We start from the raw sequence: 12,137 nt of genomic DNA on the forward strand, positions 1-12,137 counted from the left end.
CTTATTTCCAAGATGCTATCCATGCACCGTTTGTATATTTATCGTAGTCTTTTTTTGTTTCATCTGTTTGATAATATTTCACAAGTTCTTTGTAGGCTTCATTATCTTTGTCTTCTTTTCTTGCAGCTATTACATTTATATATATTTTTGAGTCAGGATTTTCTGGGTTTTCCAAATAAATCGCATCTTTTTTTGGACTTAAACCTGAATCTAAAGCAAAATTGTCATTTACAGCAGCTGCTACTACATCATCTAAGCTTCTTGGAGTTTGTGCTGCATCCATTTCAATAAACTCAAGATTTTTAGGGTTTTCTGTTATATTTTCAAGACTAATTATTTCTCCAGGATTGCCTTTTACTTTGATTATCCCTGCACTTTGTAGTAAGAATAATGCTCTTGAACCGTTGGATGGATCATTGGATATTGCTATTTTGTCTTTTTCTTTAAGTTCATCTAGGCTTTTTATTTTTTTTGAATAAAATCCTAAAGGAGCAAGCATTGTATCTGCTATTGCTACGATTTTTTCTTCGCCTTGACTTTGGTTAAATTCATCTAAAAATTTGTAGTGTTGATAGCTGTTTAGATCAATATCTCCACTTACTAGAGCTTCGTTTGGTTGAATATAATCAGAAAACTTTACAAGTTCAGCTTTTTTTCCTGTAGCCTTTTCGTATCTTTTGATTACCTCTTCCCAAATTTCATTTTTTTCTCCAACTACACCAATTTTTATGGTTTCGCTTGCTTGAGTTTTTGCTGTTTCTTCTTTGCTTTGATCTTTGCTAGCCTTATCGTTAGCACAAGAGCTAAGTCCTAAAATTAATGCTAGTGCTAGGCTAACTTTCTTAAAATTGTTCATTTTTTTCTCCTTAATGATCTGTTTTTTTAATTAAATAATTTGCAACTTCTTGAATAATAAATACTATGATAAGTATTAAGACTACACTTACTACAACTACATCGTCTTTGTATCTTTGGTATCCCATCGATATGGCTAAGTCCCCGATTCCACCGCCTCCTACAAGGCCTGCCATAGCAGTTAAGCCCAATAGGGAAATTAGCGTTATAGAAGAAACTCTTATCAAAGATCCTACGCCCTCTCTTAAATAAACACTTGTTATAATTTCAAATGGTGAATTGCCCATTGCAAGAGCCGCTTCGATTTTTCCATTTTCTACACTGGCTAGAGCTTGTTCAACTTGCCTTGCAAAAAATGGTACAGCTGAAAATACCAAAGGTACTATTGCGGCAGTTGGCCCTATTCTTGTCTTTACAATCGCCCTTGTTATTGGAGCTATAAGTGCAACTAATATTATAAAAGGAATTGACCTAAATATGTTAGTTGTCTTGTCCAAAAAATTATAAATGGCTTTATTTTCTAAGATTCTTCCTCTATCAGTAACAACCATCATTACGCCAATTATTAGTCCAAATATTCCTGTAAATATGGCTGAAACTATAAGCATATAGAGGGTCGTCTTAAAATCTTGAAATATTCTATCTCTAATAGAATAAGAATAATCAAAAAATCCCATCTTTACCTCCTAAAATTTCGACTCCAACTTTTTTCTTAGTCAAATAATCTCCAATTTTTCCTAAATTTTCCTTATCACCAGATAAGCTTACTATAAGATTTCCAACTGGTGTGCCTGTGATAAATTCGATATTTCCAGCAAGAACATTTGTTTTTACTCCAAATTTCTCAAATAGATCATTTATTAAAGGCTCTGTTGTGGATTCTCCCAAATAATTAAGCTTAACCAATAGTTCGTTTTCTTTTAAAATTCCAATATTTGCTTTAACTTCTTCTATGGTTTGAATTACATTTGTTGAAGTTTCTACAAATTCTTTTGTCAAAGCTTCTTTTGGATTTGCAAAAATATCAAGTGTTGACCCACTTTCAACAATTTTTCCCTTATCCATGACTGCGCATTTGTTGCATAATTCTTTTACCACTTCCATTTGATGGGTTATTATAACTATGGTTAGGTTAAATTTCTTGTTTAGTTCTTTCAATAATTTTAATATTTGCTTGGTTGTTTTTGGATCTAGGGCGCTTGTTGCCTCATCACAAAGCAAAATTTCAGGATCGCTTGCCAAGGCTCTAGCTATTGCGCATCTTTGTTGTTGGCCACCAGATAATTCTCTGGGATAATTTTTTGCCTTATCGGCAATTCCCACAACTTCAAGCAATTCTCTAGCCTTTTTTTCTTTTTCAGCCTTAGATATTTTTAATTTTCTAATGGGATATATTACATTATCCAAAACCGTAAGATTGTTTAGGAGATTAAAATGTTGGAAAATCATTCCAATGTTTTTTCTCTCCTCTCTAAGTTCTTTATCGCTAAGACTTAAAAGATTTTTGCCATTTACTATGACTTCTCCAGAGCTTGGCTTTTGTAGTAAATTAATTGTCCTAACTAGGGTAGATTTACCAGCTCCAGAAAATCCTACTATCCCATAAACGTCATTTTTGCAAACTTTAAGGCTTACATCATCAACCGCTCTAAAGCCATCAAAATCAACGCTTATATTTTTTAAATCAATCATCGTAAACTCCTTCTAAGAAATCTATGGCAACTTTTACTTGTAAGCCAACCGCATATTTCATTCCTCTTGGATCAATATCAAATTCTGGTGTATGAGCGCCAGCTGCCATTCCTTCTTCTTCATTTCCAATTCCAAATCCTGCATAAACTGAAGGGCAAAGTCTTTGATATCCAAAAAATGATTCTGAACCGTAAGTCGCTTCTAAATCGACGAAAGCCTTAGGGAAAATTTCATCTAGCGATTCTTTTACCTTATCTCTAAGTTTTGGATCATTTATAGTTGGATAGGCTACGATTTTTGTATAATCATTAAATTTAACTTCGCATTTGTGAGCCTTAGCTGTTGCTCTTGTAACTTCTTTCAAAACTTTTAGGGCATCTTCTCCAGCCTTATCATCAAAAAATCTCAAGGTTCCTTTTACATTTGTCGTATTTGGTATAACATTTGAAGCAGAACCTCCATTTATAGCACCTAGACCAAAAGTTACAATTTTGCTTTGATCTAGCTGATTTGTCCAAGCAAGATTTAGGGCTGTGATAATATTTGTAGTTGCAATTAGTGGATTTATACATCTATCAGGTCTTGATCCATGACCGCCCTTGCCTATAACATCAAAATCAAAACCAGCACAACCTGCGTAAGCAGGGCCCTTTACCAAGGAAATTTCTCCAACTTTTAAATATGGACTTTGGTGGTTGCCATAGCAAAAATCTAAATTTTTATCTTTTAGATGTTCTACCATAGCTTGGATTCCTGCCCCAGTTTCTTCAGCTTCTTCAAAGATAAAATAAACTTTTCCCCCTAACTGATCTTTTAAATCAGTAAGTATTTTTGCTGTTGTTAGTAAGGATGCCATGTGGCTATCGTGTCCACAAGCATGACTTACGCCTTTATTTTTTGAAACAATCTCTTTTTTCTTTTTTAGATTATATTGGCTTTCCAAAATTGGTAGAGCATCTATATCTGTTCTTATCCCTATGGTTTTGCCCGGATTTTTTGTATCAAGCAAGGCTGTAAAACCCGTTGAATTTTTAACATCTTCTACAATTAATCCCAAATTTGTGCATATATTTTTTAGATATTTAGCAGTTTCTATTTCCTTGCTACTTACTTCTGGATTTTCGTGAAGATAATTTCTCCAACAAATTGTGTCCTTGTAACATTGATCGACTTTTTCTTTTATAATTTCATTATTTATCATATTCTCTCCTAAAATCCCAATAAAAAAACGCCCTTAAATTCTAACTAAAGAATCTAAGGACGAAAATTCGCGTTACCACCTTATTTTATGTATACTCACGCATACATACACTCATCAAGTACAAACATACTCTACTTCTATAACGGGAAGACCCGTGTGAATCTCATATCGACTCACCCCATCAAAGGCCATGTTCATCTAAACTTCTATTTACCCATCTCAGCAAACTGGGCTCTCTGTAAAATGTCCATCTAGATTACTCTTCTTTTCTTTTGGTTTATTAATCTGTTTGATAGATAGAGTTTACCACTATAAAATTTCTTTGTCAAATTTTTATTTGAAAAATATAAATTCTTTTTTATTTCTATACAATTTCCCAAATAAAAGAGAAGGCTTGAAGCCCCCTCGATATGGTAAAATAAATTCATTAATAATATACAGCAAAAACTTATTTTTGCAAATTCTTATGATCATTCCTATACAAAGAATAAGGAAATTTGTACCATCTTTGCCTTGGCATGTAAGATTTTATTGGCTTTTTTAATTTATTTTGAAAATATTCTTCTAGTTGGTAAATTCTTTCTTTTCTTTGGAGAAAATAAGGATTTGAACCATGTTTTTCAAGGACTCCTTGAGATCTTTTTTCTACTCCTAGATATTCTGCCTTGATGATAGCATCTAGAAGTTGAATCAATAAATCATAGTCGTTATAAGTTGTGTAAGTTAAAAAATTTTCAACAAATTCTTTATCCGTATCAGAAATATTAAGTTTACCAACATAGGAATCGATATTTTGTATTTGAAAACTATGGCTTAGGGCAATTCTTGCTGGAAAGAAATATGAATCAGCTCTAAGAATCTTATAACCATTTAAAAAATGCTTAGCATCTTTTGCCCCACTCATTTTCCCTATATCATGCAAGGCTCCGCAAGCAAAGGCCACATCAGGATCTAAGCCAATTTCTTTTGCTATATTATAAGCGGTTTTTCCTATTATCCGTGAATGTAAAACCCACTTGCCTGGATTTTTTTCATAGCCTTCTTCTAGATAGGATATTATTTTGTCTTTGTTGGGTATATTTCCAAAATCTTTTTTATACATTTTTTATTATTTTCCCATAGGTGTAGATACGCTTAGAATCTTCTGATTTTAACCTAAAATCAATTTGATTATCATAGAGAATTGACTCTGCCAAGATGGATTTTTTATCTCTAATTTCATTTTTATAGACCATATTCACATAAGAAATATCTTTGCTATAAATATCTAAATAATCTAGGATATAGTCAAAATATACGGCATTATTTACATGAAAATTCGTATCAATATCGCTATTTCTAACAAAAATTCTTTTTTCATTAGTAAAATCATCTCTGTAAGTAATTTTTTCAGGCCTATAAATTGCCTTTTCTTTGCTATAAGCTTTTTTAAATTCATCACTTGCTTTTATTGGTCTACGCCTATTGATATCAAGAATAAAAAATCTCGCATAGGCTTTTACTAAAATCTTGCCATCTTTTTCCACACAGAAATTTCTATGGCAATAAAATTTGTCCATTTCTAGTGGCATCGTTGTAATTTTTATCTCTTCTTCTGCTTTTATGGTCTCTTTTATTTTTATATCCCGACAGTAGAGTATCCGTCTAAGATTTTTAGTGTCTATATTTTTTTCGGCTTCTTGTGCTTGAATAATCGATGTTTCAACCATAAGTCCAACAAGATTTCTAAGGCTTAGATTTCCAAATCTATCACACATACTGTGAGGAATTTTAAAATTTACGCTAGTTATCATAAATCAACTTTCGCACTTATATTCCAGGAATTATAGTTTTTGCTATTGTAAAATAAACAATTAATGACAAGGAGTCAAGTATTGTCGAAATTAATGGGCTTGCCATTATAGCTGGGTCAAAGCCTAGTTTTTCTGCTATCATTGGTAAAAGAGAGCCAACGGCTTTTGCCATAATAACTATTCCTATAATCGTAAGAGCAACTATAAGTGAAACACTAAGGCCAACCTTATCAAAGAAATAGCATTTTAAAAACGCCACAAATCCTAAAGCTAGCCCACAAATTAAACCAACGCTTATTTCTTTTAATAAAACTTTTAGCCAGTCTTTGGTGTTAATATCATTGGTCGCCATGGCACGGATTACAAGGGTTGATGCTTGGCTTCCAGCATTACCACCAGAGTCTGTTAAAATTGGTATAAACATATTTAAAGCAATTACAGCTTGTATTACAGATTGGTAAGATTTTAGGATGGTGGATGTAAAGGTTGCTGATATCATCAGAAACATCAACCAAGGAATCCTATTTTTTGCCAAAGAAAAGGGACTTGCTTTAGAATAATCAAGCTCATCTGGAGTTGTAGCTGCTATACGTTGGAAGTCTTCAGTAGCCTCTTGCTCGATTATCCACATGATATCATCTACTGTGATTATCCCTACTAATCTATAAGTATTATCTACAACAGGAAGAGCTGTAAAACCGTATTTTTGGAAAGTATGAGCAACATCTTCTTGATCTTCTGTAGTTATAACTGAAATTACATCTTCATACATCAAATCGCCTATTAATGTATCTTTTTTGTTTGTTACAATTGACCTTAGGGAAACATAGCCCAAAAGTTTTTTTGTAGGACTTGTTACATAGCAAGTATAGATAGTTACCTTGTCATGGCCTACCTTTTTTATATGGTCTAAAGCTTGCCTAACTGTCATATAAGGCTTTAATTCTACAAATTCTGTTGTCATCAAAGTTCCAGCAGAATCTTCTGGAAATTGTAAGTATTTATTTACCAAATCACGCCTAGCTTTATCTGCCGTGCGCAAAATTCTTTGAACCATGGCAGCTGGCATTTCCTCTAGGGTATCGATCATATCATCGAAATTAAGCTCTCTTAATAAGCTTCTAAACTCATCTTCTTTTAGACCTTGTTGGAGTCTTTCCTTATCGTCACTGTCAAGTGCCGCAAAAACTTCAACTGCATCGTCTTTTTTTAGAAGTCTAAAGACAACAAGAGCTTCTTCAGAAGATAGATCTTCGATAAATTCCACTATATCCACAGGATTTGTTCTTCTTAAAAGTTCGGATAATTCTGCAGTTCTTTTTTTATCAAGAAGATATTTTAATTCTATTAATCTTTCTTCGCTAGATCTATATGCATACATAAAATTCTCTCCTTGTTTATCTTAGATTAAAAGGCCTGGAAGGATTAATTGGGCAATCTTAAAATATACTATTAGGCCTAAAGAATCCACAATTGTAGTAATAAGTGGGCTTGCCATTATGGCTGGATCTGCTCCAAGTCTTTTTGCAACTATTGGAAGTATTGAGCCAATAGATTTTGCCATTATTATTATAGACAATATTGCAAAGGCAACAACTAGCGCTATATCCATTGAAACCTTATCAAAGAAATAGCATTTTAAAAAAGCTACAAAGCCTAAGACTAACCCACAGATTAATCCAACAAGCATTTCCTTTGATAAAACTTTTAACCAATCTTTTGATTTGATATCATTAGTTGCCATAGCACGAATTACAAGGGTTGATGCTTGGCTTCCAGCATTTCCTCCTGAACCGGTAAGCATTGGTATAAACATATTTAAGGCTATTACTGTTTGTATAACATCTTCATAGTTTTTTAAAATTGTCGATGTAAAAGCTCCAGATATCATCAAAAACATAAGCCATGGGATTCTATTTTTTGCCAATTCCCAAGGACTCATTTTAGAATAATCTTCTTCTTCGGGGCTTGTAGCTGCTATACGTTGAAAGTCTTCTGTTGCCTCTTGTTCGATTATCCACATGATATCATCTACTGTGATAATTCCAACAAGTTTCCCAGTTTTATCTACTACAGGCAAAGCTGTAAAACCATATTTTTGAAAGACGTGGGCTACATCTTCTTGATCTTCTGTAGTTCTTACTGATATTACATCTTCAAACATAAGGTCTTTGATTTTCACATCTTCATCGCTTGTTACCATAGATCTTAAAGAAACATAACCTAAAAGCTCCTTAGCTTTGTTAGTTACATAAGATGTGTAGACAATAACCTTATCTTTGCCAACTTCCTCAATTAGTTTTAAGCTTTCCCCAACTGTCATATCTGGACTTAGTTCCACAAATTCTGTGGTCATCAAGCTTGCAGCGGAATCTTCTGGAAATTGCAAATATTCATTTACCAATTTCCTAGTTTTGCTATCAGTTGATTGTAAGATATCTTTAACAAGAGCCGCTGGCATTTCTTCTAGGGTATCGATCATATCATCGAAGTTAAGGTCATCTAATAAGTCCTTAAATTCTTTATCATTAAGGCCCTCTTGAAGTTTTTCCTTATCATCACTATCAAGTTCAGCAAAAACTTCCCTAGCATCGTCTTTTCTTAATAACCTAAAGACAAGAAGCGCTTCTTCTGCTGGTAAATCTTCTATAAACTCCACTATATCCATGGAGTTTGTTCTATTTAATAATTCTTTAAGCTCGATTAGGCTTTTCTTATCTAAAAGATACCTAAGCTCTTTTAATTTTTCTTCAATAGTTGAGTAGGTATTCATGGCTAAGATCCTTTACTTCAATTCATCTAAAAGTTCTGTCAATGCGTAAATAAATTGTTTGTCGTTTTTCAAATCTTTTTTGCTTATATCAAAATCTTCATCAGCTTCAACCTTGATATCTGGGGTAACTCCTATTTTGTGAATCTTATTTCCACTAGGTGTGAAATATTCACTGATGGTGATTTTTGCTCCAGTTCCATTTTCTAGATCAAAGATTTTTTGTACAATGCCCTTACCAAAAGATTGGGTGCCGACAATTTTTGCACGTTTTCTATCTTTCAAAGCTCCAGCTAAGATTTCACTTGCTGATGCGGAATTTTCGTTTTGTATAAGAACCATTGGGATATTATCGTAATCTGCATCGCTCTTTTCTACTATTTCATTGTCGTTTTTATCTTTAGTAGTAACAATAGTTCCTTCATCTAAGAAATTATCAGCAATGTCTAATACTACATCTAAGGATCCACCTGGATTATCTCTAACATCAAGTACTAGACCGTCGATATTTTCGCCTTTTAATCTGTTATAGGCAAGAGAAAAATCATCCCAAGTTACATCGTCAAAGGCCAAAATATGAATGTAGCCAATTTTTTTGCCGTCAACTTCTAAAATATCCTCATCTATTGTATCGACTGTAACATCAGCTCTATCTACATCTATGTCAAATTCTTTGGGATTTGTGCCATCTTCATTTTCTCTAAGAATTGTAAGTTTTACCTTAGTTCCTGGCTCGCCTTTTATTTCAGCAACAGCATCGTCCATTTCTTCAGAAGAAAAAATCTTTCCATTTACTTTGCTAATATAATCTCCTGGCAACATTCCTGCTTTTTTCGCTGGCGAATTGTCAAAAACTTGTACAACTTTTATATAACCTTCCTTGCTCGCTTGAACGGTTACACCAATTCCTTGATAGCGACCATCAAGAGTTTCCATAAGTTTCTTATATTCATCAGCTGTATAATAAGAAGTGTAGGGATCTCCTAAATTTGCAAACATTCCTTTCAAAGATCCCTCGTATAATTGATCCTCTGTAAAATCAAACAAAAAATTTTGTTTTAATAAAGCCTCTAGCCCTTTCATATCTTTGATATGTTGGCTATCACGACTGCTTGTGCTATTATTTGTATTCATGCTAGAACCTAAAGTATAGCCAGTAAATCCAACACCAGCTACTATAAGTAGAGCAAGAATAATTTTTCCTAATTTTTTCATAATACCTCCGATAAGCTATTATTAATATCATACCATAAATAGCTTAATAATAATATTATTATACATTTTACGCAAATCTTTTTAAACAAAAAAATCGCAATTGTAAAAGTCACAGACAACTTTTTTCAAATGCGATATTAAAATTACTTATGTTTTTTCAAAAATTCATAAGCCCAAGTTTTATCGATTTTTTCTACTTTATTTGCATCAAACATTCCCTTGTATTGTTGAAGAATTTTCTCATAAACTTCTCTTACAAATGCTAGGGTATATTCTTCTCCACTTGCCGTTTTTATTAAAAATTTATCTTTATCCACCAATCTAAAAGAGCTTACATCGTCATGGTTAAATTCCAATTCTTCGCTTTCTAACAAAATATATTTTAATAATTCTATAGCCTTATCAGACAAATAATTTTCAAAGATTATAATCTTTTCACGAACTTCTTCAATGTCCGTACACATACGAGTAAGGAATTTTTCCTGCTCTTCTTTTCTTGATTTATCCAATAATTCTAGGCTTGTTAAAAAAACAAGTCTAAATTTTAAATCCGTAAATTTAGGATCATTTACTAGCATAAACTTGATATCTTCATCAGTGTAGACAAATTTATAATTTAGAATAAATTCATGGCCACACTTAGGGCAAATTATTTTTCCAAATTCATTTTTAAGAATCATTTGCCTATCCAAGGTCGATGAAAATATCGCAGTATTTAGACTTTCTTCAAAAGTATTTCCACAAGATGGGCAAGTTATTCCAAAAGTTTTTTCTCTTGTTTGCATATTATCTCCTAAAATTCCATTATATTTATGGAAGCTTCATCGTCGTGTTTTTTGATAATCTCACCATCGATTACATCGATAAAAATTTCTGCTGTTAGTGAACAAGTGGCTTCGTTTAGATGTCCACCGATAATTTCTAGATTTTCTCTTGCACAAGTGATATGGGCATGAACGAGAGGCTTATCTTCAAAAATCGTGATATTTCCCATTAGTGAAGTTATCTCAAAATCTTCATTATAAGTTTTCCAATCATAGTCACTTGCACCTTTGTGAAATAATCCAATTTTTAATTCGTTACAAGCTCCAATCCCTTGAAAATGACAAGCTCTTATATTTTCTTTTTTAGCTACAGTTTCTAATGATTCAATTATCTTATCATAAGCTTTAAGTCTTAAAACAATTTTATTATCAAATTTTTTGTAATCCATAAAAACTCCTTTGTAGATAATTTTACCCATTTTTAGAATTGCTTATTCAAAATCAAATCTTTTTAGCAAAGAAAGAGCTAAAACTGATGAAACTATTATAGATATAACTGCATTGGTCAAAGAAACTCCACCCTTAATAGCCATCTCGCTTAAAGTTGCTTCCATTGTAAGGTTTAATATAAATAAATTTCTTATAAAATTTTTTAATAGATACAAAATTGTGTAGGTTAATTGCCCACAAATTGCAGCTTTGATAATGTGTTTATTTTCTATTACTTTATTTTTTTCAAAAACTTTACCAGCTACAAAGCCCATCAAAAATTTAAAAATAAAGGTAGTTGGAGCTGACACAAAATATATTGGATCAAAAAGATCATATAAGGCAGAACCCAAGCCGCCAGCAAGTCCTCCGTAAACTGGTCCTAATAAAATACCTGCCAAGACGCAAAATACATTTCCTAAATGAAACATGGTATTGCCAAATGGTGTTGGTATTTGAACTTGAAAAAATCTGGTAAATATATAAACCAAAGCTGTAAATAATGCTATAAAAGTTAATTTTTTGGTTGTTAAATTTTTCATTTTCCCCTCCTCATAGCTATAAGTATAACACAAATAGGCTTAGCTTTTAAATTTTTATGGATTATTTTTATATATTTATCAAATTTTTATAAAAAAAAAGACTTCCAAAAATTAGAAGTCTTGATTTTGTATTTAGTTTTTCGCAAGCAGTTCTTCTGCCATTTTTATAGTTTCTTTAGAATCTTTTATTAAAAATTCTAATTTATCCACTACTTTAGCTATAGTCTTAGGGAAATTTTCCATTAAATATTCTGCAGCATCTATCTGCTTGTTTGCATTTGTTATAGCTTCAATAAGTTGTAGTCTAGTTTCTTCAGTAATCCCCTCGGCAATTTCTAAATTATCGTTAGTTTTTTCAACTATCAAAGGATTAATTGGTACCACTATATTGGTATTTTCTTCAACTGTTGTTTCTTGAACTATCGTTGTAGGTGAATCTTTGCTTTGGGATCCATTATTTGGCCCTATATAATTTTCGCCAACTTCTCCATTTTTGTTTTTATCAAGCATAAAAGGATAAAGCCAATCCACGCCTTTTCTTATAGGAAGTTTATATTTGCCGGTAGCAAGAACTTCTTCAATTGTAAGAGGCATCTTGTTATCAGTATTCATCATATCTAGCTCTTTTCTTTGCTCACTTGTCAAGGCAAGATATGCATCTCTGGTTTTCTTTGATCTGTAAAAAGCTGAATTTTTGTTGATTTCTTCCGCATAAGAAATTTTTGTAACAGATTCATTTTGTATACTAATAAGTGTAAAGCTTAGTGATAGGGCAATTACTAGTAATCCATATTTTAATTTATTTTTCATATTTAT

13 protein-coding genes and 1 other annotated feature are annotated in these 12,137 nt (G+C 32.3%); all 13 genes read right to left on the minus strand.

Going from position 1 to position 12,137, the window contains the following annotated elements; translation table 11 throughout:
- Window position 1 precedes the first annotated feature (1 nt).
- Window positions 2-856, minus strand: a complete 855-nt coding sequence (locus tag GAN53_RS01740; RefSeq protein WP_151409298.1) for a MetQ/NlpA family ABC transporter substrate-binding protein — start codon at window positions 854-856, stop codon at window positions 2-4.
- Between the two features lie 10 nt (window positions 857-866).
- The gene (locus tag GAN53_RS01745; RefSeq protein WP_151409299.1) at window positions 867-1,532 is read right to left on the minus strand and encodes a methionine ABC transporter permease; all 666 of its coding nucleotides are present in this window, start codon (window positions 1,530-1,532) and stop codon (window positions 867-869) included.
- Window positions 1,519-2,547: a methionine ABC transporter ATP-binding protein gene (locus GAN53_RS01750; RefSeq protein ID WP_151409300.1), complete on the minus strand. Its 1,029-nt coding sequence runs from the start codon at window positions 2,545-2,547 to the stop codon at window positions 1,519-1,521. Before GAN53_RS01750 ends, GAN53_RS01745 begins: the two co-directional genes overlap by 14 nt.
- A complete protein-coding gene (locus GAN53_RS01755; protein ID WP_151409301.1) occupies window positions 2,540-3,748 on the minus strand; it encodes a M20 metallopeptidase family protein in 1,209 nt (402 codons plus the stop codon). The genes GAN53_RS01750 and GAN53_RS01755 overlap by 8 nt, the downstream gene beginning before the upstream one ends.
- A gap of 52 nt (window positions 3,749-3,800) precedes the next feature.
- Window positions 3,801-4,029: a binding site (T-box leader), on the minus strand.
- 167 nt (window positions 4,030-4,196) lie between these two features.
- Complete coding sequence (locus GAN53_RS01760; RefSeq protein WP_151409302.1) at window positions 4,197-4,850, minus strand: HDIG domain-containing metalloprotein; 654 nt, start codon at window positions 4,848-4,850, stop codon at window positions 4,197-4,199.
- Entirely contained in the window at window positions 4,843-5,541 is a 699-nt protein-coding gene (locus GAN53_RS01765) for an acyl-[acyl-carrier-protein] thioesterase (protein ID WP_151409303.1), read from the minus strand. The genes GAN53_RS01760 and GAN53_RS01765 overlap by 8 nt, the downstream gene beginning before the upstream one ends.
- 16 nt (window positions 5,542-5,557) lie before the next feature.
- Window positions 5,558-6,922 (minus strand): magnesium transporter, encoded by a 1,365-nt coding sequence (mgtE, locus tag GAN53_RS01770; RefSeq protein WP_151409304.1) that lies wholly within the window; start codon window positions 6,920-6,922, stop codon window positions 5,558-5,560.
- A gap of 21 nt (window positions 6,923-6,943) precedes the next feature.
- Entirely contained in the window at window positions 6,944-8,314 is a 1,371-nt protein-coding gene (gene mgtE, locus GAN53_RS01775) for a magnesium transporter (protein WP_151409305.1), read from the minus strand.
- 12 nt (window positions 8,315-8,326) lie between these two features.
- Window positions 8,327-9,526 carry a S41 family peptidase gene (locus tag GAN53_RS01780; protein ID WP_151409306.1) on the minus strand — a complete coding sequence of 400 codons (1,200 nt, stop codon included), beginning with the start codon at window positions 9,524-9,526 and terminating at the stop codon, window positions 8,327-8,329.
- 143 nt (window positions 9,527-9,669) lie between these two features.
- Window positions 9,670-10,311 (minus strand): CpXC domain-containing protein, encoded by a 642-nt coding sequence (locus GAN53_RS01785; protein ID WP_151409307.1) that lies wholly within the window; start codon window positions 10,309-10,311, stop codon window positions 9,670-9,672.
- A gap of 8 nt (window positions 10,312-10,319) precedes the next feature.
- Window positions 10,320-10,739, minus strand: coding sequence for a PPC domain-containing DNA-binding protein (locus GAN53_RS01790; RefSeq protein WP_225791798.1), 420 nt, complete (start codon window positions 10,737-10,739; stop codon window positions 10,320-10,322).
- 42 nt (window positions 10,740-10,781) lie between these two features.
- On the minus strand, window positions 10,782-11,321 hold the full coding sequence (locus tag GAN53_RS01795) for an ECF transporter S component (RefSeq protein WP_151409309.1): 540 nt from the start codon (window positions 11,319-11,321) through the stop codon (window positions 10,782-10,784).
- 132 nt (window positions 11,322-11,453) lie between these two features.
- Complete coding sequence (locus GAN53_RS01800) at window positions 11,454-12,131, minus strand: hypothetical protein (protein ID WP_151409310.1); 678 nt, start codon at window positions 12,129-12,131, stop codon at window positions 11,454-11,456.
- Between the last annotated feature and the right edge of the window lie 6 nt (window positions 12,132-12,137).

It is taken from the genome of Anaerococcus sp. Marseille-P9784 (assembly GCF_902500265.1).
Classification (GTDB): Bacteria; Bacillota; Clostridia; order Tissierellales; family Peptoniphilaceae; genus Anaerococcus.

Coding starts and splice junctions, on each gene's coding strand:
- GAN53_RS01750 (WP_151409300.1), bottom strand. CDS start 2,547: ATGATTGATTTAAAAAATATAAGCGTTGATTTTGATGGCTTTAGAGCG.
- GAN53_RS01800 (WP_151409310.1), bottom strand. CDS start 12,131: ATGAAAAATAAATTAAAATATGGATTACTAGTAATTGCCCTATCACTA.
- GAN53_RS01745 (WP_151409299.1), bottom strand. CDS start 1,532: ATGGGATTTTTTGATTATTCTTATTCTATTAGAGATAGAATATTTCAA.
- GAN53_RS01785 (WP_151409307.1), bottom strand. CDS start 10,311: ATGCAAACAAGAGAAAAAACTTTTGGAATAACTTGCCCATCTTGTGGA.
- mgtE (WP_151409304.1), bottom strand. CDS start 6,922: ATGTATGCATATAGATCTAGCGAAGAAAGATTAATAGAATTAAAATAT.
- GAN53_RS01765 (WP_151409303.1), bottom strand. CDS start 5,541: ATGATAACTAGCGTAAATTTTAAAATTCCTCACAGTATGTGTGATAGA.
- GAN53_RS01740 (WP_151409298.1), bottom strand. CDS start 856: ATGAACAATTTTAAGAAAGTTAGCCTAGCACTAGCATTAATTTTAGGA.
- GAN53_RS01755 (WP_151409301.1), bottom strand. CDS start 3,748: ATGATAAATAATGAAATTATAAAAGAAAAAGTCGATCAATGTTACAAG.
- GAN53_RS01795 (WP_151409309.1), bottom strand. CDS start 11,321: ATGAAAAATTTAACAACCAAAAAATTAACTTTTATAGCATTATTTACA.
- GAN53_RS01790 (WP_225791798.1), bottom strand. CDS start 10,739: ATGGATTACAAAAAATTTGATAATAAAATTGTTTTAAGACTTAAAGCT.
- GAN53_RS01780 (WP_151409306.1), bottom strand. CDS start 9,526: ATGAAAAAATTAGGAAAAATTATTCTTGCTCTACTTATAGTAGCTGGT.
- mgtE (WP_151409305.1), bottom strand. CDS start 8,314: ATGAATACCTACTCAACTATTGAAGAAAAATTAAAAGAGCTTAGGTAT.
- GAN53_RS01760 (WP_151409302.1), bottom strand. CDS start 4,850: ATGTATAAAAAAGATTTTGGAAATATACCCAACAAAGACAAAATAATA.